Below are 25,865 nucleotides of genomic sequence, written 5' to 3' on the forward strand. Positions count from 1 at the left end.
TTGACGCGGTTTATATCTACAGCGGGTCAGGCCGGCGCGGAAGTGCGGATCAGGTGATCGAAGGCGCTCAGCGACGCCTTGGCACCTTCGCCCAGGGCGATGATGATCTGCTTGTACGGCGTGACAGTCACGTCACCGGCAGCAAAGATCCCCGGCACCGAAGTTTCGCCACGTGCATCGACAACGATCTCGCCACGCGGTGACAGCTCGATTGCGCCTTTGAGCCATTCGCTGTTCGGCAACAGACCGATCTGGACGAAGATACCCTCCAGCGCAACGGTGATTTCCTCGCCTGTTTCGCGATTCTTGTAGCGCAGGCCGTTCACTTTTTCGCCGTCGCCGGTTACTTCCGTGGTCTGCGCGTTGGTCAGCACGGTCACGTTCGGCAGGCTGTGCAGCTTGCGTTGCAGGACAGCGTCAGCGCGCAGTTTCACGTCGAATTCCAGCAGCGTGACGTGGGAAACAATGCCCGCCAGGTCGATGGCTGCTTCGACGCCCGAGTTACCACCACCGATGACCGCGACACGCTTGCCTTTGAACAGCGGACCGTCACAGTGCGGGCAGTACGCCACGCCCTTGTTGCGGTATTGCTGCTCGCCCGGAACGTTCATCTCCCTCCAGCGTGCGCCGGTGGCGAGGATCACGGTCTTGGCCTTGAGGCTCGCGCCGCTGGCGAATCTGACCTCATGCAGCTCACCGGCCTTGCCAGGGATCAGCTTATCGGCACGCTGCAGGTTCATGATGTCGACTTCGTACTGCTTGACGTGCTCTTCGAGCGCGACCGCCAGTTTCGGGCCTTCGGTGTGCTGCACGGAAATGAAGTTCTCGATCGCCATGGTGTCCAGCACCTGGCCACCGAAACGTTCAGCCGCGACGCCGGTGCGGATACCTTTACGCGCCGAGTAGACGGCGGCTGCGGAACCTGCAGGTCCACCGCCAACGACCAGGACTTCGAAAGCTTCCTTGGCGTTGAGTTTTTCGGCCTGACGAGTACCGGCACTGGTATCGATCTTGGCGAGGATTTCTTCCAGACCCATGCGGCCCTGGCCGAACAGCTCACCGTTGAGGTAAATGCTGGGCACCGACATGATCTTGCGATCGGTGACTTCGTCCTGGAACAGCGCGCCGTCGATAGCTACGTGCTCGATGTTCGGGTTCACCACTGCCATCAGGTTGAGCGCCTGGACAACGTCCGGGCAGTTCTGGCAAGACTGTGAGAAATAGGTTTCGAACTTGAAGTTGCCTTCAAGCGAGCGAACCTGTTCGAGGGTCTCGGCGCTGACTTTCGGCGGATAACCACCGACTTGCAGCAAGGCCAGGACCAGCGAAGTGAATTCGTGTCCCATCGGGATGCCGGCGAAACGCAGGCTGATGTCTTTCCCGGGGCTGTTGAGCGAGAACGACGGAGTACGCGCGTCGGTACCGCTGTCATTCAAGGTAACGTCTTTGGAAACGCTGATCACATCGTTCAGCAATGCAAGCATTTCCTGAGACTTCGCGCCGTCATCAAGGGACGCGACGATCTCGATGGGGCGAGTGACCCGCTCCAGGTACGACTTCAACTGGGCTTTAAGATTGGCGTCCAACATGTGTCGGCTTCCTTTTTTCAGAGGGTAGAAATAACAACGCCCAGGCGAGGACCGCCCGGGCGTTTTTTAGGGGCGATGCGGTTTACTTGCTCAAGAGCTCAACGCCCCCAGCCGTTTCATGCGACTCAGATCTTGCCGACCAGGTCCAGGGACGGAGCCAGAGTGGCCTCGCCTTCTTTCCACTTGGCTGGGCAGACTTCGCCCGGGTGAGCAGCAACGTACTGAGCTGCCTTGATCTTGCGCAGCAGCTCGGAAGCGTCACGGCCAACACCGCCGTCGTTCAGTTCAACGATCTTGATCTGACCTTCAGGGTTGATGACGAAGGTGCCACGGTCTGCCAGACCAGCTTCTTCGATCAGCACGTCGAAGTTGCGGGAGATAGTCAGAGTCGGGTCGCCGATCATGGTGTACTGGATCTTGCCAATGGCTGGCGAAGTGTTGTGCCAGGCAGCGTGTGCGAAGTGGGTGTCGGTCGAAACGCTGTAGATTTCAACGCCCAGCTTCTGGAACGCTTCGTAGTTGTCAGCCAGGTCTTCCAGTTCGGTAGGGCAGACAAAGGTGAAGTCGGCTGGGTAGAAGAATACGACAGACCACTTGCCTTTGAAGTCAGCTTCCGAAACGTCAACGAAAGCGCCGTTCTTGAATGCGGTTGCCTTGAACGGTTTTACTTGGCTGTTGATGATAGGCATCGGTATATCTCCTGATGGGTTGTGAAATTCGATGGAGTGAAGCTTACGCATGATCGATGACATTCGCTCATTGGCAAACCTCATGTCACTGATCGCTTTTGCCTATGGCACAAGCTTATCAATAGAAGGAATCTTCAGGCCGCCGGACCGGTTCTCCGGCCCGGCGACAGCGCCGTGGAACGGCGAGGCGTCAATGTAACGCATCGCGGACTTCATGTCCTTCCAGCCCACGTACGTCATCAGCGACTTTATGTCCCAGCCACTGCCGTGCGCCCAGCTGGCAAAACCACGCCGCAGCGAGTGGCTGGTGTAGCCCTCGGCGGCGATGCCCGCGCGCTCCAGCGCCTGACGCAGCAGCGGAATGACGCTGTTGGCGTGCAGCCCCTCCTCCTTGAGATTGCCCCAGCGGTCGATGGCACGGAACACCGGCCCTTGGACCAGCGCCGAGCAATCTGTCCACTCGATATAGGCCTGCACCGGGCATAGCCGCTGCAACGCCGGCGTCTGAAAGGTCCTGCCCAGATTGTCACGGTCACCCTTGCTGCGCGGCAGATACAGGCTGATCCCGGAATTGGCCACCGCCTTGACGTCCTGCACCTGCAAGCGACACAGCTCGTCGCTGCGGAACCCACGCCAGAACCCCAGCAGGATAAGTGCGCTGTCGCGACGGCAACGCAGCAGCCGCGCATGATCCTGGCGCGCCAGCGCCTCAGCTGCTTCAACATTCAGCGACGCAATCACCCGTTCAAGATCCAGCAACTGCAAGGGCTCGGCCTGTTTCTCTTGAGCGGGATGCAATGCCCGGATGCCCTTGAGCACCTTGCGCACCATGGGCGCCTTGGTCGGGTCGACAAAGCCCTGGCTGGCATGCCACTGCGCGAGTGCGGACAGCCGTAGCTTCAACGTATTGACCGAAAGGCTGCCGGCGTAATGCGCCAGATAACGGGCAACGCTCTCGCCCGTTGCGGGCAGAAAACCGCCCCACGTCACTTCGAAATGCTCGACGGCCGCGCGGTAGCTGCGTCGCGTGTTGTCACGCGTTGCTGCATCAATGTAGCGATCCACGTCGTTCATGGGGGTGTTGACCTGTTGCCGTACCGGTTTTACGGGCTCCGAGCATGGGCCCGCCCTCTGACACGGGATAATACGCCAATACCCCGCGTCAGATAATCCAAAATAAAGCTCGATACATGCACGCGAAATAGTATGTAATTACAGAGTACATACCACAGTATGAAATCGTAGGAGATGGCATGGCTCGGGGCGGCGTTAACAAGGCAGTGGTGCTCAAAGCACGCAATGCGCTATTAGCTCGGGGCGAGCACCCGAGCATCGACGCAGTACGTATTGAGATGGGCAATACCGGCTCTAAAACCACGATCCATCGCTATCTCAAAGAACTCGATCAAGGTGACCTCACGCCACCCTCGATCAACGACGAGCTGGCCGAGCTGGTCGCTCGCCTCGCTCAGCGCCTCAATGAGCAGGCTGATGAACGCGTCGACCAGGCGCAGGTTGCGCACAATGCCGCACTGGAAAAACTGCACCTGGAGCTGACCGCCACCCAGCGACACGCCGCAGAACAACAGGCTCGTCTTGAAACCTTGAATCAGACACTGGAGCAGCAAGCGGCCACGCTGCTGTATACCGAGCAGACGCTGGCCAGGGAGCAGACCGACAATGTGCGGCTGGCTCAGGCGAATCAGGATCTGGAGACGCGGCTTGCGGACAAGGCGGAGCAGATCCGCTCACTTGAAGATAAGCACCAGCATGCCCGGGAAGCGCTGGAGCACTACCGTAATTCCATCAAGGATCAGCGGGATCAGGAACAGCGCCGCCACGAGGGTCAGGTTCAGCAGTTGCAGATGGAGCTGCGTCAGGCACAGCAAAGTCTGATGATCAGTCGTGAAGACATCACCCAACTGAACCGCGACAACGAGCGACTGTTGGCGGAAAGCCGGGCCTTCCAGCGCGAACTGAAAGCGCAGAAAGAACTGCTGAACAAAGCGACGACAGATGCCAGCGAGGCGACTCGACAGCAGCAGCACTCCCAGACGCAATCCGCCCTGCTCGAAGAACGGCTGCGCGCGGCGCTGGATGAAAGCGCCACCCTCAAGAAGACTGTCATCGAAGAACAGCAGCAGAACCGGATGCTGGAACTGCTGCTGATCAAAAAGGAAGTCGCGCTGGAGGCATTGCAGAAGCCGGTGGAGGCGCCCGAGCCAAGCCAGTCTGGTCTAGCCAGCCAGCCGGCCGGAGCGACCAGGCCGGGAAAACGCAAATCCTGATCATGGCGTCGATACAGCAGCGCCGGTCAGGCGCGCCCGACCTCATTCGACTCAAGCGGGCAGCGCAGGTAAAGGCGAATGCAGGTGCCCTCGCCTTCCACGCTCTCGATCAGCACATGGCCGCCCGCCTGTTTGACGAAACCGTAGACCATCGATAGCCCAAGCCCCGTGCCCTGACCCACCGGTTTGGTCGTGAAAAATGGATCGAACACCTGGTCAATCACCTTGGCCGGTATGCCGCATCCGTTGTCAGTGACGCTCAACTGCACGTAGCTTCCCGGCGCGACATGTCCCTGCTGCTGAGCAAACTCCGAAAGGTGACTGCGGACCGTTATCCGCCCGCCCGCAGCCACCGCGTCGCGCGCGTTGATCACCAGATTCAACAAGGCATTTTCCAGCTGGTGCTCATCGGTCCGAATGATCGGCAGACGTTCCTCCAGCTGAAGGTCCAGCTCGGCACGCTCGGCACAGGTCTGACGCAGTAGTTCCTGCATAGACCTCACCATGCGATTGACGTCCACCGGACTCGAACTCAAGGGATGGCGCCGGGCAAAGGTCAGCAGCCGATGGGTCAACGCGGCGGCGCGATTCGCCGAAGTGACGGCCGCTTCGATGTAGCGACCGATTTCGTTGGCGCGACCGGATGCTATCCGCCGCTTTATCAGATCCAGAGCACCGAGCACGCCAGATAACATGTTATTGAAATCGTGGGCTATGCCGCCGGTGAGCTGGCCAATGGCGTCCATCTTCTGCGCATGGCGCAGCACCTCTTCGGCCTGCGCGCGCTCGGCGATCTCGATCTGCAGCAGCTGGTTGGCGGCCGCCAGCTCGCGAGTGCGTTCGGCAACCCGCAACTCCAGACTTTCATTGAGTTCACGCAGGGCTTCTTCGGCGTTCACTTGCGCGGTGATATCGGTGTGAGTGCCGAGCCAGTGGGTGATGTGACCCTGATGGTCGCGAATCGGCAAGGCGCGGGACAGGAACCAGTTGTAAGCGCCATCCTTGCGGCGCATCGGGAAGGTGTCTTCCCAGATCGAACCGGTGGCAAGACAGTGCTGCAGGCGCGCGACGACACGCTCGCGGTGTGCCGGATGTAGCACAGAGCGCCAGCCCAGCGCATGCATTGCCTCGGTCGAGGCCCCGGTGTAAGTGCTCCAGCGCTGGTTGTACCACTGCACGCTGCCGCGCGGATCCGCCGTCCAGGCCAGCTGGCTCATGTTGTCAGCCAATGTCCGAAAATGGCGCTCGCTTTCGCGCAGCTGATTGAACTGACGAAGGAAAGCGGCGGCGTCCTGCGCTGCGTCGAAGGTCACAGGTGCCGGATTGTTGCGATTGAACATGGGGTCCTTCCTTGTGCTACGTGTTGACCGGCACTCTTCCTGAGTGCCGGGTTTGCATCAGTCGCTCAACGCTCGACGGGGGTGCGCATGGTTACAAACTCTTCCGCAGCTGTTGGGTGAACCCCGATGGTGTCATCGAATATCTGCTTGGTCGCGCCAGCCTTGATGGCAATGGCGAGGCTCTGAACGATTTCCCCGGCATCCGGACCCACCATGTGGCAGCCCAGAACCTGATCGCTGTCGGCGTCAACCACCAGCTTCATGAGCGTGCGCTCCTGATCGTCAGTCAGCGTCAGTTTCATGGGCCGGAAACGGCTCTCGAAAATCGTGACCCGATGTCCGGCTTCGATAGCAGCTTGCTCGGACAGGCCGACCGTGCCGATATTGGGCAGGCTGAACACGGCAGTCGGAATATGGTTGTAGTCCACGGGGCGGTATTGCTCGGGCTTGAACAGACGACGCGCAACCGCCATCCCTTCGGCCAACGCTACCGGAGTCAGTTGCACGCCGCCAATGACATCGCCAATCGCCAGAATCGACGGCTCGCTGCTCTGGTACTGCTCGTCGACCTCGATGAAGCCGCGCTCGTCCAGCTTGACGTCAACCGTTTCCAGTCCCAGGTTGTCGAGCATCGGACGCCGCCCGGTTGCGTAGAACACGCAGTCGGCCTCCAGAATTCGACCGTCCAGCAGCGTGACCTGCAAGCTCCCGTCGGGCTGCTTGTCGATGCGCTCGATATCGCTGCCGAACTGGATGTTCATGTGTCGCTTGAGCAGCTCTTGATGCAGATGGGTCCGCACGCTGTCGTCGAACCCGCGCAGGAACAGCTCACCGCGATAAAGCAGCGAGGTGTCTGCACCCAGGCCGTTGAAGATCGAGGCGAACTCGACAGCAATGTAGCCTCCGCCCACTACGACGACGCGCTTGGGCAGATCCTTCAGGTAAAAGGCCTCGTTGGAGGTAATGGCGTGTTCGCGCCCCGGAATCTCGGGAACCTGCGGCCAGCCTCCTGTAGCGATCAGGATGCGCTCGGCGCTGTAAGTCTGACCGTTGATCTCGACCTGCTGGGGCCCTGACAGCCGAGCATGCCCTTCAAGCAGCGTGACGCCACTGTTGACCAGCAGATTGCGGTAGATGCCATTGAGGCGCTGGATTTCGCGGTCCTTGTTGGCGATCAGCGTGGACCAGTCGAAGTCAGCCTCGCCCATTGACCAGCCGAACCCCTTGGCATGCTCGAAATCCTCAGAGAAATGCGCGCCGTAAACCAGCAGCTTCTTGGGCACACAGCCAACGTTGACGCAGGTGCCGCCCAGATAGCGGCTCTCGGCCACGGCCACTCGCGCGCCGAAGCCCGCCGCGAAGCGCGCCGCCCGGACTCCGCCGGAACCAGCGCCAATTACAAACAGATCAAAATCGAAAGCCATCGTTGCCTCCTCAGCAGGCGCACAGCATAACCGCTCCGCGACCAGTCAGAAACGACAAAGCCACCCGAAGGTGGCTTTGTCAGACATTGCGCGGACGTAGAATCAGTACGCTTTGCCGGTCTTGTAGAAGTGCTCGAAGCAGAAGTTGGTTGCTTCGATGTAGCCTTCCGCGCCGCCGCAGTCGAAACGCTGGCCCTGGAATTTGTACGCCAATACGTTGCCTTCGGCAGCCTGCTTCATCAATGCGTCGGTGATCTGGATCTCGCCACCCTTGCCCGGCTCGGTCTGTTCGATCTTCTCGAAGATGTCCGGAGTCAAGATGTAGCGGCCGATGATTGCCATGTTCGATGGCGCGTCTTCCGGCTTTGGCTTCTCGACCATGTCGGTCACGCGGAACAGGCCAGGCTTGATCTCGTCACCGGCGATCACACCGTACTTGTTGGTTTCTTGCGGGTCGACTTCCTGAATCGCGATGATCGAGCAACCGTAATGGTTGTGCAGCTTGACCATCTGAGCCAGCACGCCGTCACCTTCCAGATTGACGCACAGGTCATCCGCGAGCACCACGGCGAACGCTTCTTTACCAATCAGCGGGCGGCCGCTGAGGATCGCGTGGCCAAGGCCCTTCATTTCGGTCTGGCGGGTATAGGAGAAGCTGCACTCGTCGATCAGCTTGCGAATGCCGACCAGGTATTTTTCCTTGTCCGTGCCCTTGATCTGGTGTTCCAGCTCGTAGCTGATGTCGAAGTGGTCTTCCAGAGCACGCTTACCGCGACCGGTAACAATGGAAATCTCACTCAAACCAGCCGCAAGCGCCTCTTCCACACCGTACTGGATCAACGGCTTGTTGACCACCGGCAGCATTTCCTTTGGCATGGCCTTGGTCGCTGGCAAAAAGCGAGTGCCGTAACCGGCTGCAGGGAACAAGCATTTCTTGATCATAAAGGTCCTTGTTAAGGGCTATGGGCATTAGCGGCGCAGTCTAATCAGGCGGCGGTCACCTTACAATGCCCCGCCGTTGGCCGGCCGATGCCATGATAGAGGAAGCCTTGCGCGGATAGTTCCGCACAATCATAGATATTGCGACCATCGAACAGCACGGGCATGCGCATCGAGCCACGAACCCGAACGAAATCCGGCTGGCGAAACTGCTTCCACTCAGTCAACAGGACCACTGCGTCGGCGCCTTCGGCACAGCTGTACAATGATTCGCACAAGCGTAGCTGACCACTGCGAACCGCGTCGGAATAAAGCGCGGCCACTGCGCCCATGGCCGCCGGATCGGTCGCCTGGATCCTGATGCCCGCAGCCAGCAGTGCGTCGATCAACACCAGGCTCGGCGCCTCACGGATATCGTCGGTGCCCGGCTTGAACGCCAACCCCCAGAGCGCCACGACCCGGCCCTGCAAATACCCGCCGAAGTGCTGCACCAGCGCTTCGAACAGCAGGGTTTTCTGAGTCGCGTTGCGCGCTTGCACCGCACGCAGAATCTGCGGTTCGAAGCCCTGCTGTTCAGCGGTGCGAATCAGGGCGCGGACATCCTTGGGGAAGCAGGAGCCGCCGTAGCCACAGCCGGCGTAGATAAAATGAGTGCCGATGCGCTTGTCGCTGCCGATGCCGCGCCGCACCTGCTCGATGTCCACGCCAAGATGCGCGCACAGACCAGCCAACTCATTAATGAAGGAAATCCTGGTCGCGAGAAACGCGTTGGCTGCGTATTTGCTGAACTCGGCCGCACGCACATCCATCACCATCGCGCGCTCCCGGTTGCGCAGGAACGGCGCATAAAGACGTTGCAGCAGCTCGGCCGATTCCGGTTCGGCGCAACCGAGGATGACCCGGTCAGGGCGCATGAAATCTTCAATCGCCGCGCCCTCCTTGAGAAACTCCGGATTGCTCGCCACAGTGACCTTGTGCTTGAGGCCGCGACGCAGCAGGTGACCGTTGATGCGCCTGGACACCTGTTCGGCGGTGCCGACCGGTACGGTGGATTTGTTGACCACCAGGCAAGGCCTGCCCAGGCACTGGCCGAGTTGATCGGCGACGGTCATGACGTGGGAAACATCGGCAGAGCCATCTTCATCGCTTGGCGTCCCCACCGCGATAAAGATGACATCCGCGCCACTCACTCCCAAGGCCAGACTGGACGTGAACGACAGCAGTCCGCTGGACTGATGCTCCCTGAGCATCGACTCAAGGCCTGGCTCGTAGATCGGACACTGGCCCCGACGCAAGGCCGCCATGCGCTGCGCGGCGGCCTCGACGCAGATTACCCGGTTGCCCATCTCGGCGAAGCACGCCGCCGCCACGAGCCCTACGTAGCCCGCCCCGATTATGCAAAGCCGCATGTGCCGACCCTCGCCCTGAATATGCATCGATTGCAACTCAGGGTGATTGCAGACACATGACGCGAGCACGACAAAGCCATGACGGGCGAATATGATGCAGACATGGCGGAACGATGGCACCTGCGACCAGTCCAAGCCGTTACACGTCAACCACACGGCCTTTTGAAGCGAACCCTATGATCAGACTTTTATCTCTCATTGCAGTACTGGGCCTGACCGGCTGCGCCACGGCCTCCAACACCTACCTGAAAAACGGCCAGCAGGCCCTGAACATCGACTGCTCGGGCGAAGCCATGTCATGGGCCGGCTGCTATGAAAAAGCCGATGCTTCGTGTGCGGGCACCGGCTACGAAATCGTCGGCACGGATGGCACGCCGCAGCCCGCCGAGAGCGAAAAGACGTTGGGCGTGGATGTCGGCAACTACAAGAGCCGTAACGTACTGGTGGTCTGCAAATCCTGAGACGATCACCCGCTTGCGTCACTGGCCTCAACCGTGATCAGCCAGAAATACAGGCTTCCGCTGCGTGCTGGACATCGCGAAAACGGATCGGCAGATTGGACAGCCGCTCATAGACCTTGATAGCGCTGCCGCCGGATCGGCTTTCGATGTCCACCACCGCCGCTGGCGCATCGCTGAATTTTTGCGCCACGATCAGACGCAGCCCGTCGTGGCGCGTCTCTGTCAGCGGCTGATCCCGACTGCTGCTGATCTTGCTGGCGAAGCAGTCGGCGTATTCCCGCGGATTCTTGCCTGAAATCACGCTCATGGTTTCCGGGGTACGTTCGATATCCGAGACGGTCGCACAGCCGGTCATCGCCAGGGCCAGGATTACAACAGGCAGTTTCATACAATCCTCCAGATAAAGGTGCTACGACAAGCAGTGGGGTGATTAAATCCCTCTGCGGCTGAATTTTGCGTGAAATCCCGCATTTAATGCCGCATCGGCGGCTATTGCAGCGCACCGCGTGCTATCGTTTTGATTTTTAAGAAAACTGCCGTTTCGGAGACACCCATGAAGTTTGTACACCAGCGTGAGCACCTGAACGAGGACGATCTGGTCGTCATCGAATGCTCACAGACCTGCAACATTCGCCTCATGAACGACGCGAATTTTCGCAGCTTCAAAAATGGTGGTCGCCACACTTACCACGGCGGCGCGTTTGACCGGTTCCCGGCCAAGATCGCCGTGCCCAGCACCGGATTCTGGAATATCACCATCGACACCAGCGGCCGTAAGCCCGACGCCAGCCCCAGCAGAAAACCGCCCTTCACTCATTCGATCAAGATCGTCCGCCGCTCTTCATCGCGACTGCGTTGATTAAAGGAGTTTTTGTGAACAACCCTGCCCCACGCACCACCAAATACGCCGTCAGCTATAAACTCAACGGCGAACGACGCTTTGAGTTCGCGAACCTGCAATCGGCCTCGATCGACGAAGCCCGCGCTGCACTGGAAAAGATGCACGATCAAAGCGGCGATCAGATCACCGACGTCAAAGTCAGCAAGGCGCTTTGAGCCCGACAGCCTAACCCTAGCAGCCGTCCGGTGTGAGCATGCAACCACAATCCCATTTGCGCTACCTTCGATCTGTTTGCCGATCACGAGCCCACGCTCCCGGCCAGCGAACGGCTCGGTCCGGGATCGATGCTGTTGCGAGGCTTTGCATTGCAACATGCGACCCGCTTGTGGACCGCACTGCAGACCGTGATCGCCCAGGCGCCGCTGCGACAGATGCAGACGCCTGGCGGTTTCGTCATGTCGGCGGCCATGAGCAGTTGCGGCACGCTGGGTTGGGTTACCGACCGCACCGGTTACCGGTACAGCGCAATCGACCCGCAAACCGAAGCGCCCTGGCCGGCGATGCCCGATGTATGCCGGGAACTGGCCCGCAGTGCGGCCGCTGCCGCCGGTTTCGAGCGATTCGAGCCCGATGCGTGCCTGATCAACCGATATGTGCCGGGTGCCCGGATGTCGCTGCATCGGGACAAGGACGAGCGCGATCACGGCGCGCCCGTGGTTTCGGTATCGCTGGGAATTCCAGCCATATTTCAGTTCGGAGGAATGCTGCGCAGTGACCGACCGCAACGCGTTCCGCTGTTCCACGGCGACGTCGTGATCTGGGGCGCGGAAGACCGGCTGCGCTTTCACGGGATTCTGCCGGTCAAGCCCGCCATTCATCCTTTGCTGGGCGCACAGCGTATCAACCTGACATTTCGCAAGGCCGGTTGATCTCGGTCCATCAGAGTTGCAGCTGTCAGCTGGCTGACAATATGAAGCGTTCGATGGCGCGGGCTACGCCGTCCTGCTCGTTGCTGTCCGTTACCCTGTCCGCCTGGCTGGCGACGCCGGTTTCTGCCTGACCCATCGCAATCGAAAGCCCGGCCTTACGGAACATCGCCACATCATTGCCGCCATCGCCGATGGCCGCTGTCTGCGCGAGCGGCACGCCAAGGTATTCGGCCAGTGCGACCAGCGCCGAGCCCTTGTTGGCCGCAAGCGCAGTAACGTCCAGGTAATAGGCCTGCGAACGCGCCGCCAGGGCAGCGCCAGCAATAAGCGGATTCAGGCGGACTTCCAGAGCCTTGAGCAGATCGAAATCCGCGCTGGAGGCCACGATCTTGTCGACCCGATCCAGCCATGGCTCGAAACTGTCGACCAGAACCGGCTCGTAGCCGAGCGCGTCCCTCTCATGACCGACATAGGCTCCGTCAGGATCCTGCAGTAGCCACTCGTCATCAGCGAACACCCAGATTGAAACGTCCTGCGCCGCAAACAGCTCAAGACAGGTACGCACCGTGGGTTCAGGAATACGGTGCGCGGCCAGCAGACGGCCATCGGCATGCGTGATGGTGCCACCATTGAACGCCACGGTTGGCAACTCGATACCCAGCGCCTCGCTCACCTGGCGCATGGCGCGCGGCGGGCGACTACTGGCCAGGGTGAACTGAACGCCGGCCTCGCGCAGACGCCGTACGGCCTCGATCGTCGCCTGTGACAGGCTGTGGTCAGGGCGCAGCAATGTGCCGTCGATGTCCGAAAGCAGAAACCTGATGGCGGGCAACGTCGAATCACACATCAATCTGGCGCCACTCACGATCATCGCGATCAAGCAGGTCGTCGACCGCCGCCGGACCGTTCTCGCCGGCGCGATACAGGTGCAGCTCGGGACTTTTTGCCCAGGCGTCCAGAAACGGCTGCACTACGCGCCAGCCGTTCTCGATGTTGTCCGCGCGCTGGAACAGCGTCTGGTCACCGGTCAGGCAGTCGTAGATCAACGTCTCGTACCCGGTGGACGGCTGCATTTCGAAGAAATCCCGGTAAGCAAAACCCAGCTCGATGTCTTCCATTTCCAGCGTCGGACCGGGCCTCTTGGCGAAAAGATCGAACCACATGCCTTCGTTGGGCTGGATCTGAATACGCAAGAAGTTCGGCTTGAGGCGGTCGACCGCGGTATCACGGAACTGCGCATAGGGCGCGGGCTTGAAGCAGATGGCGATTTCCGTGCTGCGAGCGGTCATCCGCTTGCCCGTACGCAGGTAAAACGGCACTCCGACCCAGCGCCAGTTATCGATCATCACCTTGAGGGCGACGAAGGTTTCGGTGCTGCTGTCGGCAGCGACACGTTCTTCCTGACGATAGCCAGGCACTGGCTTGCCATTCACCAGACCGGTTTCATATTGCCCGCGAACCGAATTGGCCAAAGCCTCCATTTCGCTCCAGGGGCGAATGGCACCTATGACCTTGGCTTTCTCGCTACGCACGGCGTCGGCACCGAACGCTGCGGGTGGCTCCATGGCAACCATCGCCAGAAGCTGAAAAAGATGGTTGGGCACCATGTCACGCAGTGCCCCGGTGTTCTCGTAAAAACTGCCGCGGGTTTCGACGCCCACGGTTTCGGCAGCAGTGATCTGCACATGATCGATGTAATGATTGTTCCAGAACGACTCGAACAGCCCGTTGGAGAACCGACTGACCAGAATGTTCTGCACGGTTTCCTTGCCCAGGTAATGATCGATCCGATAAATCTGGTTTTCACTCATGACCTTGAGCAGGCAGGCGTTGAGCGACATCGCGCTGGCCAGATCGGAACCGAAGGGTTTCTCGATCACCAGCCGGCGAAACTCGCCCTCGGCTTCCTGCATCAGCCCGGCAGCTCCCAGCCGCGTCGCGACTTCACTGAAGAAGCGCGGCGCCGTGGCCAGGTAGAACACTGCATTGCCCGTGCCGGTACTGTCGATCTTGCGGGCGATAGCCTCGTAGGTGGAGTCATCGAGAAAATCGCCCTGCACATAACTGATGCGACTGGCCAGCTTCCCCCAAAGCACAGGGTCCAGCGGCTCCTTGCCGCTGTCGGCGACCTTGCTGGCGGCTTCCTGACGGATGAAGTCCTCCAGTTTTTTTGCAAAGTCCGCATCGCTGATCGGGTTGTGGTCGACGCCGACGATGTGCAGACCGTCGTCGACCAGCCCGTCGCGGGCCAGGTTATAGAGCGCGGGCATTAACAGGCGCTTGACCAGATCGCCATGCGCCCCGAACAGGAACAGCGTCGCGGCGGGTGCCACCTCAGGCGTTTGCTCGGTTGCTCCGCGCCCCAGTTCCATTACTTGGGTTCCTTGTGACCACCGAAGCCGAAACGCATCGCCGACAGCATCTTGTCCGCGTAGGAGCTGGTCTGACGGGAACGGAAGCGTGCGAACAGTGCGCTCGACAGGACAGGAACCGGAACGGCCTGTTCGATGGCGGCCTCGATGGTCCAACGGCCTTCGCCGCTGTCGGCCACGGAGCCGGAAAATGCATCCAGTTGCGGATCGGTGGCCAGCGCTTCGGCAGTCAGGTCAAGCAGCCAGGACGACACGACGCTGCCACGACGCCAGACCTCAGCGATATCGGCCGTATTGAGGTCGAAACGCTGATCGGCGGGCAGGTGTTCGGAATTCTTCTGCTTGAGCAGATCGAAACCTTCGGCAAAGGCCTGCATCATCCCGTACTCGATGCCGTTATGGATCATCTTCACGTAGTGGCCCGAGCCGGCGGGACCCGCGTGGATGTAGCCGCGCTCGGCACGATCATCGGCCGAAGTGCGGCCACGGGTGCGCTCGATCGAGCCCATGCCCGGCGCCAGTGTGGCGAACAGCGGGTCCAGACGCTCGACGACCGAGGCTTCGCCACCGATCATCATGCAGTAACCGCGTTCCAGACCCCAGACGCCGCCCGACGTACCGACGTCGACGTAGTGCAGACCTTTGGCAGTCAGCTCCTGTGCGCGACGGATGTCGTCCTTATAGAACGTGTTGCCGCCATCGATGATCACGTCGTCCGGATCGAGCAGATCGCTCAGCACCTGGATGGTGTCCTCGGTAGGCGCGCCAGCGGGCAGCATCACCCAGACTGCGCGGGGCTTCTCCAGCCCCTGGACCAGCGCCGCCAGATCTTCGGCTGCCGTCGAACCTTCGTTGGCCAGGGCGCTGCGCGATGCTTCGTCGCGGTCATAGACCACGGTGGTATGCCCATCGAGCATCAATCGCCGTGCGATATTGCCGCCCATGCGGCCCAGTCCAACAATCCCAAGTTGCATGAAGGTGCTCCTAAACTCGTAAAAAGATGCCCTGCCTGAAAAACCGGCAGCGAAGCGGTAATGCTTGCAGGTTAGTCAAGAAAGGCCGAAATCGGTTCCCGCACACGGCGAGACGACCACGCGGGCGCGGTCGGGTGGTGCATTTTGTCGTGATCGCGAAGCGTTCGCGACAATTAAAAATAAAAAAGTTCCAATCCGGGGCAAAAGAAATCAGAATCTGTGCCGATAGAGAGGTAAGCAAGGACATTCTGGGACTGATCGTCGTTGCCACGGGCCTCTCTGAGGTTGAATCCGCCATTTGCGAGGTGAGCAATGGGCACTGTAATTCCAGCACTTGCACCACAAACCCTGTACGTAACCATCCGTCGTGACGAACTGCGCGCCTTGAAAGAAGAACGCGAGCAGCTGCAGCACAAAGTCGCACACCTGAGCATGATGTTGCAGCAAGCGCAACTCGTCGGCCAGAGCACTGCCCTGCAGGCCTGATCCGCCTGCGCAGAACTGACCACAAAGGATAGCGCGGCGAGCCTGAATCGCAGGCTTGCCCGGAGCAATTCCTTCCAGCAACTTTTCTTCAGACAGCCAGGCCGGGAACACTCCTGAAGACTGGCCGTTGCCAGTCCTCAAAATCAATCGTAGAAATCAGCTCCGGATTCAGCCCTGGATCAGAGCGCTTTCTGCCAGAACATCGCTCGTCCCATCTCTGGATCGAGCTGATAGTTGTCGAACCCCAGCTTGCGATAAGCCCCCTGCGCCACTTCGTTGCCTTCCAGCACCTCAAGCGTCAGCTTGCAGCAGCCGCGCTGACGAGCAATCTCCTCGACCTTGGCCAGCATCTTCTGGCTGATGCCCAGCCCGCGGAACTGCGCGATCACCACCACATCATGGATATTGACCAGTGGCCGGCAGGCAAACGTCGAAAATCCCTCAAAGCAGTTGACCAGCCCGACCGGCTCCCCGGCGATGAACGCCAGTACGCTGAACGCGTGCGGGCGCTTGCCCAGTTCGATGGCCAGTTGTTCACGAGTATCGGCAGAGATCGGTACACCACCTCCCATCGCGTCCATTGCGTATTCATTCAGAACGAATCCAATCGCTTCGGCATGCACCGGATTGGTGTAGCTCGCCTGCAGTACCAGTACCTCTGGGGATTCCATTGCCAACCTCTTTAACGCTTCGATACGGATTGATGCGATATCGCCCGCTTCGGTCTGAATGCGGGCCAGGGTGCCAATTCTATCGTGCCCAGCTGCAAAATGTGCCAGTACAGCTGTAGGATTTTTCCACGCACAGTGGGCGATCACTGGATATCGCACCACGGAAAGGCACAGCGCCCGCAAACGCGACGCAAAAAGGGCATCTTGAATACCGGGTTCACCCCCGAGTTCCGGGGGTGCACCCGGCAAACTCAAACAATCTGACGACCGGCTATCCGATTTTCTACCGGGCGAATAACGGCCCATTCCAGTGCACATTCGTGCAATTTGCTCAGCAAGGCGTTCGCAACGCTCTTGTTCTGAATCAAGTGCCAGACGTTTCAGCATAAAAAAGTCGAAACTTCTCCAGAACGGGTAGGTCATCTGCTTAGAGCGCCTATGCTGTTGGCTGACCGCCTGCATTTGGCTTCTTCTCGTCGCTCATCCGCTTCGCAAAATCCACTCCGGTATCGATCTTGCGTATTGCCCTGAGGAGCGACCCGGCCATAGGAAATGGCCAATAAGAAAATCAATTGACGTACCAACACAGTTTTGTATGGGAGAAATCGATGATTAGCGCCGCTGTCAAAACCCAGCAGGGAGAGAGTTTTAATCAGACGGCCAGCGAGCTGACTCATCTGCCGGTCTTTGCCACGAAGGTTCCGATGTTGCAGATTCCGCCTTCGGCGGTTCAGCCCACCATGTCTCAAGTCAATCGCCGCAAGGTTCTGTTCGTGACTTCCGAGCTGGCTGACCTGGTCAAGACCGGTGGCCTGGGGGACGTATCCGCCGCGTTACCCCGCGCCATGCGCCACCTGCATGATGTCCGGGTGCTGATTCCCGGTTACCCGCAAGTGCTCAATAGTGGCAACCCGATCCATATCATCAGCGAGCTGAGCGGTTATGCCGCACTGCCCTCGTGCAAGATCGGTCGGATGGATATGAAAGACGGTCTGGTCATCTACGTGCTGATCTGCCCTGAGTTGTATGAACGTGAAGGCACGCCGTATGCAGATCCGCAGGGTCGCGACTGGTCTGACAACCACATTCGCTTCGCCCGTCTGGGCCTGGCCGCTGCCGACTTCGCCGCGGGCGCGGTCAAGAGCCAGTGGTGCCCGGAACTGGTCCATGCCCATGACTGGCCTGCTGGTCTGGCACCTGCCTACATGCGCTGGCGCGGCCAGACTACGCCAAGCATCTTCACCATCCACAACTTGGCCTACCAGGGGACGGTGAGCACGGGGTCCAGCCGGGAACTGGGAATTCCGGACGAGGCAATCACCACCGAAGGCATGGAATTCTACGGCAAGCTGTCCTTCATCAAGGCCGGCATGGCATATGCCAGCCACATCACCACAGTGAGCGCCACCTATGCGCGGGAAATCACTACCCCGGATTTCGGATGCGGCCTGGAAGGCTTTCTGCAGAGCAAGGCCGAACAGGGCAAGCTCAGCGGCATTCCAAACGGCATTGATGCGAGCTGGGACGCCGCCACCGACGACCACCTGATCTGCCACTTCGGCCCCAACGAATGGCTGCGCAAGGAAATCAACACCGATTACGTGCGCGAGCTGTTCGAACTGGAGCCGTCGACCGGTCCGCTCTTTGCCGTGGTTTCGCGCCTGGTCTACCAGAAGGGTCTGGACCTGACCATCGGTGTAGCCGAGCACATCGTCAATAACGGCGGCCAGATTGCAATCATCGGCCGCGGCGAGCCGGAAGAGGAAGACGCCATGCGCGCCCTCGCCGCCCGCTTCCCGGGCAAGATCGGCGTACGCGTCGGCTTCAACGAAACGGACGCGCGCCGCATGTTCGCCGGCAGCGATTTCCTGCTGATGCCTTCTCGCTATGAGCCATGCGGTCTCAGCCAGATGTATGCGCAACGTTTCGGCTCTCTGCCGGTGGCGCGCAATACGGGCGGCCTGGCCGACACCATCGAAGACGGCGTCACTGGTTTTCTGTTCAACGAATCGACTGTCGAAAGCTATACCGAAGCCTTGAATCGCGCGTTTCAGGTTTACGCCCACCCTGAACTGCTCAACGCAATGCGCTGCCGGGCCATGGCGGCGCCCTTCAACTGGCATCAGGCGGTCGAGCCTTACGCAGAGCTCTACCAGGACCTCCTGAAAAAGAACACGGGCAATTCGCTCCACTATTGATAGAAAGGGGTTTATGGATGCCGCAGCGTATTGAAGAAATCTGGCGCCACGGCGCAGTCCTGCTGGACCCTGAACACACCCGGTTCGCCCTCTGGGCGCCGGACGCCTACTACGTAAGTGTCGAATTGGAGCATGGCCAGTCACTGGCCATGCTGCCGCAGCAGGACGGCTGGTTTGTACTTGAGGTCCGCTGTCCGGCGGGCACTTGCTACCGCTTCAACATCGATGGCGAGCTGGAGGTTCCGGATCCGGCCTCCCGCGCGCAAGTCGACGATGTGCATTCGCACAGCATCGTCGTCGACCCGCTCGCCTACCAATGGCAAAACCCCAACTGGCAGGGTCGTCCGTGGCATGAGGCGGTCATCTACGAGCTGCATGTCGGCGCGCTCGGCGGCTATGCCGGTGTCGAGAAGCATCTCAAGCGACTGGCGGACCTCGGCGTGACGGCCATTGAACTGATGCCGCTGGCGCAATTCCCAGGGGACCGGAACTGGGGCTACGACGGTGTCCTGCCCTACGCCCCGCAGTCTTCGTATGGTACGCCCGACGAGCTCAAGCACCTGATCGACACAGCCCACGGCTACGGTCTGGCGGTGATTGTCGATGTGGTCTACAACCACTTCGGCCCGGACGGCAACTACCTTGGGCGCTACGCCAAGGGTTTTTTCCGCAGCGACCTGCATACACCCTGGGGCGATGCCATTGATTTCCGGCGCAAGGAAGTGCGCAGCTTTTTCATCGACAATGCACTGATGTGGCTGCTCGAATACCGTTTCGACGGTCTGCGCATGGACGCGGTGCACGCCATCCGTGACGAAACTTTCCTGCCGGAATTCGCCGAGCGGGTACGCGAGCATATCGACCCTCAGCGCCACGTGTGGCTGAATCTGGAAAACGAGTTCAATCAGGCGCACCTGCTCGAACAGGGCTTCGATGCGCAATGGAACGACGACGGCCACAACACCCTGCACGTGCTGCTGACCGGCGAGACCGACGCCTACTACTCGGACTTCGCTACTGAGCCGACCCAGAAGCTTGCACGCCTGCTTAGCCAGGGTTTCGTCTACCAGGGCGAAGCCACTCGCCACGGTCATACTCGCGGCGAACCAAGCGGTCATTTGCCACCGAGCGCGTTCGTGCTGTTTCTGCAGAACCATGATCAGATCGGCAATCGGGCCTTTGGCGAGCGTCTGCCTGCGCTCTGCCCGGCTCCGGCACTCAGGGCCGCCACGGCTTTGCTGCTGCTGTCACCGATGATTCCGCTGATGTTCATGGGCGATGAATGGGCGGCCAGCGAACCGTTCCTGTTCTTCACCAGCCATCACGGTGAACTGGCTGACGCCGTCCGCGAGGGCCGCCGCAGCGAGTTTGCAGACTTTGCCGCGTTCGCCGACGAGAAACGTCGCGAGACGATCCCGGACCCGAACGACCCGAAGACCTTCGAAGCTTCCAGACCGGCGTTCGACGCCGTGGATCTGGAAACCGACATCGGTCTGGACCATCGCAGCTGGCTGGAGCTGTACCGCGAGCTGCTTGCGCTACGGCACCAGCACATCGTTCCGCGCCTGCCAGGCGCCCATGCGCTGGGCACCGATATTCTTGGCGAAGGCGCGGTCAGCGCCCGTTGGCGGATGGGCGATGGCAGCGTGCTGCGGATTGATCTCAACCTGACCGAACACCCGGCTGCGGCGCCTGCTCTGGAGGGCGCAACCCTGCTGTTCGCCAGCCACGCCAATTCCGTCGAACTTTCCCGGCAAGGCACCCTCAATCCCTACACGGCCGTTGTCAGCCTGACAGCAAGCGATGTTTCGGAGAACCGGGGATGAGCAATGAGCAATTGGAGCGGCTGGCGACCGAAGTCGGAGTGTCTGTGCATTGGGTGGATGCCAATGCACAGCCTCAGACCGTCAGCCCTGATGTCCTGCGCAAGGTACTGGAAGCACTTGGATACCCCGCCGATGGCAGCGAATCCATCGACGCCAGCCTGACCAGGCTGAACAACCAGCGCCACGGGGCGAGCGCCCCGCCACTGCTGACGGTGGATGAAGGCAAGAACCTCGACCTGTCGGACTGGTTCGCGCCGGAGACCCCGTTCACGCTACATCTGGACGGCGGGTCCTCGCTCGAAGCGCGCCTCACAGCCAATGCCGAACTGCCCGCCCTCGCGCCCGTCGGCTATCAACAGCTGGAGATTGACGGTCAACAGTTGACCATCGCGGTCGCCCCCAAGACCTGTTACAGCGTGGCGATGGCGACCGACTCCGAACGCGCGCATGCCTGGGGCCTCACGGCCCAGCTCTACAGCCTGCGTCGTGACGGCGACGGTGGCTTCGGCGACACCCAGGCACTGGAAAACCTGGCCCGTGCAGCGGGCGAGCGTGGCGCGGACGCACTGGGCATCAGCCCTATCCACGCAATGTTCGCCAACGATGCGCAGCGCTACAGCCCGTACTCGCCTTCCAGCCGGCTGTTCCTGAATGCGCTGTACGCATCGCCCGGCACCATTCTTGGCGAGCGGGCCTGGCGTCAGGCGATCGAAGACGCCGGTATGGTCGAGGAATTCAAGCGCCTGGAACAGATGCCGCTCGTGGACTGGCCCGCCGCGGCGGCAGCGAAGTGGAAAGTCCTGCATACGCTCTATGAAGCCTTCACAGCCGGCGCGCATCCGCTGTCCGAAGACTTCTGCAGCTTTCGCCACAGTGGCGGCGAAGCCCTGGAAAACCATTGCCGGTTCGAAGCGCTGCGCGCTGAAAGCCCCACGCTGGGCATCAGCGACAACTGGCACGAGTGGCCGGACGAGCTTAAGGACCCGCGCAGCGAAGCGATCAGGCGTTTTGCCGCCGAACACAGCGAGCAGATCGGCTTCCATGCGTTTGCTCAGTGGCTCATCGCCAGAGGACTGGAGCGCGTACAGGTGGCCGCCCGCAGCAGCGGCATGCGCATTGGCGTGATTGCCGACCTGGCAGTAGGCGCTGACGGCGCGGGCAGTCAAGCCTGGAGCCGTCAGGACGAATTGCTGTCCGCGCTGACCGTTGGCGCGCCGCCTGACATCCTCAATCGTGCCGGCCAGAGCTGGGGCATTTCGGCGTTCTCGCCGGACGGCCTGAAACGCAACGGTTTTCGCGCATTCATCGAAATGCTGCGCGCCAATTTCGCTTACGCCGGCGGGCTGCGCATCGACCATGTGATGGGCTTGCAGCGCCTGTGGGTGATACCGCTCGGCGCGCCGCCCAACGAGGGCGCGTATCTGAACTATCCGCTTGACGACATGCTGCGCTTGCTCAGCCTGGAGTCCTGGCGTCATAAGGCAATCGTGCTGGGGGAGGACCTCGGAACCGTTCCTGAAGGGCTGCACGAGAAGTTGTCGGAGCGGGAAATTCTGGGCATGCAGGTGCTGCTCTTCGAGCAGAACGATGGACAGTTCAAGCAGATTCTGGACTGGGCCGACGATGCGCTCGCAACCACCAGCACCCACGATCTGCCGACGCTGGCTGGCTGGCTCAGCGAGCTGGATATCGAGTGGAACGCCCGCCTGGGGCAGATCGACGACAAGGCCGAACGTGACTGGCGTGAGCAACGCGCCAGAGAATTCAAGGGCCTGCGCCGCGCTTTGAGCCAGAACACCGACGGGCTTGCGGCAGATACCCGGGATCCCCAGTTGATCATCGATGCGAGCATCCGTTATTTGGGCCACACCCCTGCCCCTCTGGTGCTGCTGCCACTGGAAGATGCGCTAGGCGTCCAGGAACAGGCAAACCTGCCGGGGACGATCGACAGCCATCCCAATTGGCGCCGACGCTTGCCCGGAGACAGTGCCACCTTACTTGATAATGATGATGCCGCGCGCCGCCTGGAACTGCTCTCCCAGGCCCGGCTGCAAGCGGCGGAGCGTGACCGATGAAGACACCTGTACAGCAGCTGCGCGCGACGCAGCGTCTGCAATTTCATAAAGATTTCACCCTCGATGACGCTGTCCCGCTGATCCCTTATTTCGCCAGACTCGGCATCAGCCATATCTATGCGTCGCCGCTGCTCAAGGCCCGCGCCGGTTCGATGCACGGCTACGACGTGGTCGACCCGACCATCATCAACCCCGAACTGGGCGGCGAGCCGGCGCTGCGGCGCCTGGTAGCCACGCTGCGCGAGCATGGCATGGGGCTGATCCTCGACATCGTGTCCAACCACATGGCGGTGGGCGGGAACGACAACCCCTGGTGGCTCGACCTGCTGGAATGGGGTCGCCGCAGCCCATACGCCGATTTTTTCGACATCCAGTGGAATTCGCCGGACCCGCTGCTCGAAGGCCAGCTGCTGCTGCCGTTCCTGAGCACTGACTACGGCACTGTGTTGCAGGCCGGGGACATTCCGTTGCGCTTCGACGCCGAGCGCGGTGCTTTCCACATCGAGCATTATCAGCATCATTTCCCGATCAACCCGACCACCTACGGGCCGTTGCTGCACCTGATCGACCATCCGAAGCTGACCGAACTGGGGCAGCGCTTCTCGGCGCTGGAGCAATACCCCCAGGCCTATGAACGTGCACGTCAGGCCAAGGCGGAACTGGCCGAGCTGGCCAAGGATCCGGACATCCTCGGCGCGATCGAGCGCGGCCTTGCGCAGTTCGATTCGAGCCAGCCGGACGGCTTCAAGCGTCTGCATCAGCTGCTTGAGCGTCAGCACTATCGCCTCGCCAGCTGGCGCACGGCAGGCGACGACATCAACTGGCGGCGCTTTTTCGACATCAACGAACTGGGTGGCCTGCGGGTCGAGCGGCCGATGGTGTTCGAAGCGACCCACGGCAAGATTTTCGAGCTGATCACCGAAGGGCTGGTCGACGGGCTGCGGATCGACCATATCGACGGCCTTGCCAACCCGCGCGGCTACGGTCGCAAGCTTCATCGCCGGGTGCAGACCCTGCTCGCCAAGCGGCCGCCCGAGGCGCAGCTGGATCATCTGCCGATTTTCGTCGAGAAGATCCTTGGCCCCGATGAGCCGTTGCGCGAAGACTGGAGCGTAGACGGCACCACCGGCTACGAATTCATGAACCAGGTGTCGCTGCTGCAACACGACCCCAAGGGCCAGGCGCCACTGGGCGAGTTGTGGAGCCGCCTGAGTGAACGCACCGCCGACTTCGATCAGGAAGTGCTGGTGGCTCGTGATCTGGTTCTGCATGGCACACTGGCCGGCGATTTTGAAAACGTGGCGCAGTCGCTGCTGCAAGTGGCGCGCAGCGACCTCATGAGTCGCGACCTGACGCTCGGTGCGATCCGCAGGGCACTGCTGGCGCTGGTGGTCAATTTCCCGATTTATCGGACTTATATCAGCGTGCGTGGCCGCTCAAGCGAAGACGAGCGTTTTTTCCAGCAGGCCATGCAAGGCGCGCGCTCCATGCTCAGCGAAAGTGACTGGCCGGTGCTCGATTACCTACAGCGCTGGCTGGGCGGCGAAGCCTGGCGGGATCTGCCGCGCGGAAAGCAACGCAAGCTGTACAAGAACGCCTGCGTGCGCTTCCAGCAACTGACCTCGCCGGTGGCTGCCAAGTCAGTCGAAGACACCGCGTTCTATCGTTCGGCCGTGCTGCTTTCGCGCAACGATGTGGGCTTCCACCCGCAACATTTCAGCGCGCCGGTTGAAGATTTCCATGCGGCCTGTCTGAAACGACACGCCTCGTTTCCGGACAACCTGCTGGCGACCGCAACCCACGACCACAAACGCGGCGAGGATACTCGCACCCGTTTGGCGGTACTGAGTGAGTGCGCCGGCTGGTACGCCGAGCAAGTCGAGCGCTGGCGTCAGCTGGCGATCCCGCTCAAGGGCGAAGAAACTGTCATCAGTGCGGGTGACGAGCTGATGCTCTATCAAGCGCTGCTGGGCAGCTGGCCGCTTGAGCTGGAAGGTGAAGAGGCTCACCAAGCCTACGCAAAACGCATGGTGCAATGGCAGGAAAAAGCGCTGCGTGAAGCCAAGCTGCAGAGCAGCTGGAGCGCGCCGAACCAGGCCTATGAAACAGCTTGCCGCGAGTTCCTGGAACGCCTGCTGCTGGCACCCGAAGCACTGGCTCTGCGTCAGTCGCTCGGTGCCACGGCGCACCGCATTGCCACGGCAGGCGCGCTCAACAGCCTGGCGCAAACCTTGCTACGCTTGACCGTGCCGGGTGTTCCAGACCTCTATCAGGGTACCGAATTCTGGGATTTCAGCCTGGTTGACCCTGATAACCGTCGCCCGGTGGACTACGCTGCTCGCGAGCGCGCGTTGAGCGAGTCGGCAGACGTGAACGAGTTGCTGAGTCACTGGCAGGACGGTCGGATCAAACAGGCAGTCATTGCCGCCGGACTCAACCTGCGGTCCCGCCATCCGATGCTGTTCAGCCGCGGCGAGTACACACCACTGGAAGTAACCGGCAGCCAGGCGGATCGCGTGGTGGCGTTCGCGCGCACATGGGAACAGACGCAGGCTATCGTTGTGGTTCCGCGCATTTGCAGTGAACTATTGGGCACCGCACAAACTCCATTCATCAACGCGACCCACTGGGGCGACACACGCATCATCGTGCCGTTCGCTGACTCGGGTTCCGAGTGGACCGGACTGTTCAATCGAGTCGTGGCGATCCGTGACGGGGAGCTTCCCGTCAGCGCAGCGCTCGAAGATTTTTCTGTAAACCTGCTAATTAAAACCAAGTAATACCTGGGAGTGTCGAGATGAGTGCCGACGAAAAACGAATTCGCGAGTTTGCGTATCAAATATGGGAATCGGAAGGCCAGCCTACCGGTCAGGAAGAACGTCATTGGGAAATGGCGCGCAAGCTGGCGGAAGCGGAGGCACTGGCTCCGGACAAATCGTCGGCTCGCAAGGCCAGCAAGCCCAAGCTGCCTGCCGTAGACAGTGGGAAAGACCCAAAAGCGGGTTCCAAGACCACGGTCAAGTCGGCGCCTGTGCCCAAGCCAGCCGATCCTGCGAAAGCCAAGCCTGCCACCAAGCCCGCTGACCCTGCCAAAGGCAAGTCCGCGGCAAAACCCGCAGCCGGCAAGGCCAAGGCCGCTGCGGCGCCTGCACCGGCACCGGCGCAGGCCGAGCAACCCGCCAAGCCTGCTGCAAAGAAATCGCGCAAGCCATCGGCTTCTTGAAACTCTGGCGGCTCAGCGCCTGTCCATTGCCGCAGGAGCCGCACTAGTTCACTAGGCGGCCTGCGGCTCCCAACCTTTTTCTACAGCAATATTGAAGCCGTCCAAGCTTCGATAGCGGTTCTGGCCGCTCA

At 60.7% G+C, this 25,865-nt stretch carries 23 protein-coding genes; 11 read left to right on the top strand and 12 right to left on the bottom strand.

Annotation, left to right across the window (positions count from 1 at the left end):
* Window positions 1-26 precede the first annotated feature (26 nt).
* The 3 genes from ahpF to J3P77_RS12145 form a co-directional block, all read right to left on the bottom strand.
* A complete protein-coding gene (gene ahpF, locus J3P77_RS12135; RefSeq protein WP_434676878.1) occupies window positions 27-1,589 on the bottom strand; it encodes an alkyl hydroperoxide reductase subunit F in 1,563 nt (520 codons plus the stop codon).
* A gap of 125 nt (window positions 1,590-1,714) precedes the next feature.
* Window positions 1,715-2,278, bottom strand: coding sequence for an alkyl hydroperoxide reductase subunit C (gene ahpC, locus J3P77_RS12140; protein ID WP_434676879.1), 564 nt, complete (start codon window positions 2,276-2,278; stop codon window positions 1,715-1,717).
* 102 nt (window positions 2,279-2,380) lie between these two features.
* A complete protein-coding gene (locus tag J3P77_RS12145; RefSeq protein ID WP_434676880.1) occupies window positions 2,381-3,352 on the bottom strand; it encodes a site-specific integrase in 972 nt (323 codons plus the stop codon).
* 179 nt (window positions 3,353-3,531) lie between these two features.
* On the opposite strand from J3P77_RS12145, the gene J3P77_RS12150 reads away from it, so the two are divergent.
* Window positions 3,532-4,566 carry a DNA-binding protein gene (locus J3P77_RS12150; RefSeq protein ID WP_434676881.1) on the top strand — a complete coding sequence of 345 codons (1,035 nt, stop codon included), beginning with the start codon at window positions 3,532-3,534 and terminating at the stop codon, window positions 4,564-4,566.
* A gap of 26 nt (window positions 4,567-4,592) precedes the next feature.
* On the opposite strand, the gene J3P77_RS12155 is transcribed toward J3P77_RS12150, so the two are convergent.
* The 4 genes from J3P77_RS12155 to J3P77_RS12170 all read right to left on the bottom strand — a co-directional run bounded on the left by J3P77_RS12155 (window position 4,593) and on the right by J3P77_RS12170 (window position 9,678).
* Complete coding sequence (locus tag J3P77_RS12155) at window positions 4,593-5,906, bottom strand: ATP-binding protein (protein ID WP_434676882.1); 1,314 nt, start codon at window positions 5,904-5,906, stop codon at window positions 4,593-4,595.
* Window positions 5,907-5,971: 65 nt separating this feature from the next.
* A complete protein-coding gene (gene gorA, locus J3P77_RS12160; RefSeq protein ID WP_434676883.1) occupies window positions 5,972-7,330 on the bottom strand; it encodes a glutathione-disulfide reductase in 1,359 nt (452 codons plus the stop codon).
* 102 nt (window positions 7,331-7,432) lie between these two features.
* The gene (gene galU, locus J3P77_RS12165; RefSeq protein WP_125829389.1) at window positions 7,433-8,272 is read right to left on the bottom strand and encodes a UTP--glucose-1-phosphate uridylyltransferase GalU; all 840 of its coding nucleotides are present in this window, start codon (window positions 8,270-8,272) and stop codon (window positions 7,433-7,435) included.
* A 44-nt stretch (window positions 8,273-8,316) separates the two neighbouring features.
* Window positions 8,317-9,678, bottom strand: coding sequence for a UDP-glucose dehydrogenase family protein (locus tag J3P77_RS12170; RefSeq protein ID WP_434676884.1), 1,362 nt, complete (start codon window positions 9,676-9,678; stop codon window positions 8,317-8,319).
* 176 nt (window positions 9,679-9,854) lie between these two features.
* Between J3P77_RS12170 and J3P77_RS12175 the strand changes: the two genes are divergently transcribed.
* Window positions 9,855-10,139 (top strand): hypothetical protein, encoded by a 285-nt coding sequence (locus tag J3P77_RS12175; RefSeq protein WP_434676885.1) that lies wholly within the window; start codon window positions 9,855-9,857, stop codon window positions 10,137-10,139.
* Window positions 10,140-10,176: 37 nt separating this feature from the next.
* Here the strand turns inward: J3P77_RS12175 and J3P77_RS12180 are convergent, their stop codons facing one another.
* Window positions 10,177-10,527, bottom strand: coding sequence for a hypothetical protein (locus J3P77_RS12180; RefSeq protein WP_434676886.1), 351 nt, complete (start codon window positions 10,525-10,527; stop codon window positions 10,177-10,179).
* 165 nt (window positions 10,528-10,692) lie between these two features.
* Between J3P77_RS12180 and J3P77_RS12185 the strand changes: the two genes are divergently transcribed.
* The 3 genes from J3P77_RS12185 to alkB are packed head-to-tail and all read left to right on the top strand — an operon-like array spanning window position 10,693 to window position 11,909.
* On the top strand, window positions 10,693-10,998 hold the full coding sequence (locus tag J3P77_RS12185; RefSeq protein WP_434676887.1) for a DUF1883 domain-containing protein: 306 nt from the start codon (window positions 10,693-10,695) through the stop codon (window positions 10,996-10,998).
* Between the two features lie 14 nt (window positions 10,999-11,012).
* Complete coding sequence (locus J3P77_RS12190; RefSeq protein ID WP_434676888.1) at window positions 11,013-11,195, top strand: hypothetical protein; 183 nt, start codon at window positions 11,013-11,015, stop codon at window positions 11,193-11,195.
* 54 nt (window positions 11,196-11,249) lie between these two features.
* The gene (gene alkB / locus J3P77_RS12195; protein WP_434681992.1) at window positions 11,250-11,909 is read left to right on the top strand and encodes a DNA oxidative demethylase AlkB; all 660 of its coding nucleotides are present in this window, start codon (window positions 11,250-11,252) and stop codon (window positions 11,907-11,909) included.
* 25 nt (window positions 11,910-11,934) lie between these two features.
* Here alkB and J3P77_RS12200 read toward each other — a convergent pair whose 3' ends face one another.
* The 3 genes from J3P77_RS12200 to gnd are packed head-to-tail and all read right to left on the bottom strand — an operon-like array spanning window position 11,935 to window position 15,255.
* Window positions 11,935-12,756 (bottom strand): HAD family hydrolase, encoded by an 822-nt coding sequence (locus J3P77_RS12200; protein WP_434676889.1) that lies wholly within the window; start codon window positions 12,754-12,756, stop codon window positions 11,935-11,937.
* Window positions 12,749-14,281 carry a glucose-6-phosphate dehydrogenase gene (zwf, locus tag J3P77_RS12205; RefSeq protein WP_434676890.1) on the bottom strand — a complete coding sequence of 511 codons (1,533 nt, stop codon included), beginning with the start codon at window positions 14,279-14,281 and terminating at the stop codon, window positions 12,749-12,751. The genes J3P77_RS12200 and zwf overlap by 8 nt, the downstream gene beginning before the upstream one ends.
* Window positions 14,281-15,255, bottom strand: a complete 975-nt coding sequence (gene gnd / locus J3P77_RS12210; RefSeq protein ID WP_434676891.1) for a phosphogluconate dehydrogenase (NAD(+)-dependent, decarboxylating) — start codon at window positions 15,253-15,255, stop codon at window positions 14,281-14,283. The genes zwf and gnd overlap by 1 nt, the downstream gene beginning before the upstream one ends.
* A gap of 312 nt (window positions 15,256-15,567) precedes the next feature.
* On the opposite strand from gnd, the gene J3P77_RS12215 reads away from it, so the two are divergent.
* Window positions 15,568-15,741: a DUF6026 family protein gene (locus tag J3P77_RS12215; protein ID WP_434676892.1), complete on the top strand. Its 174-nt coding sequence runs from the start codon at window positions 15,568-15,570 to the stop codon at window positions 15,739-15,741.
* A gap of 179 nt (window positions 15,742-15,920) precedes the next feature.
* Here the strand turns inward: J3P77_RS12215 and J3P77_RS12220 are convergent, their stop codons facing one another.
* Window positions 15,921-16,412 carry a GNAT family N-acetyltransferase gene (locus J3P77_RS12220; protein WP_434681994.1) on the bottom strand — a complete coding sequence of 164 codons (492 nt, stop codon included), beginning with the start codon at window positions 16,410-16,412 and terminating at the stop codon, window positions 15,921-15,923.
* Between the two features lie 608 nt (window positions 16,413-17,020).
* Here J3P77_RS12220 and glgA point away from each other — a divergent pair.
* The 5 genes from glgA to J3P77_RS12245 are packed head-to-tail and all read left to right on the top strand — an operon-like array spanning window position 17,021 to window position 25,734.
* Complete coding sequence (gene glgA, locus J3P77_RS12225) at window positions 17,021-18,610, top strand: glycogen synthase GlgA (protein WP_434676893.1); 1,590 nt, start codon at window positions 17,021-17,023, stop codon at window positions 18,608-18,610.
* 17 nt (window positions 18,611-18,627) lie between these two features.
* Complete coding sequence (treZ, locus tag J3P77_RS12230) at window positions 18,628-20,436, top strand: malto-oligosyltrehalose trehalohydrolase (protein ID WP_434676894.1); 1,809 nt, start codon at window positions 18,628-18,630, stop codon at window positions 20,434-20,436.
* Window positions 20,433-22,511 carry a 4-alpha-glucanotransferase gene (malQ, locus tag J3P77_RS12235; protein ID WP_434676895.1) on the top strand — a complete coding sequence of 693 codons (2,079 nt, stop codon included), beginning with the start codon at window positions 20,433-20,435 and terminating at the stop codon, window positions 22,509-22,511. Before treZ ends, malQ begins: the two co-directional genes overlap by 4 nt.
* Window positions 22,508-25,291, top strand: coding sequence for a malto-oligosyltrehalose synthase (locus J3P77_RS12240; protein ID WP_434676896.1), 2,784 nt, complete (start codon window positions 22,508-22,510; stop codon window positions 25,289-25,291). The genes malQ and J3P77_RS12240 overlap by 4 nt, the downstream gene beginning before the upstream one ends.
* Before the next feature lie 17 nt (window positions 25,292-25,308).
* The gene (locus J3P77_RS12245; protein WP_434676897.1) at window positions 25,309-25,734 is read left to right on the top strand and encodes a DUF2934 domain-containing protein; all 426 of its coding nucleotides are present in this window, start codon (window positions 25,309-25,311) and stop codon (window positions 25,732-25,734) included.
* Window positions 25,735-25,865: the final 131 nt, after the last annotated feature.

The sequence above is a fragment of the Pseudomonas sp. R1-18 genome, assembly GCF_051132095.1.
In the GTDB taxonomy this organism is placed as follows: Bacteria; Pseudomonadota; Gammaproteobacteria; order Pseudomonadales; family Pseudomonadaceae; genus Aquipseudomonas.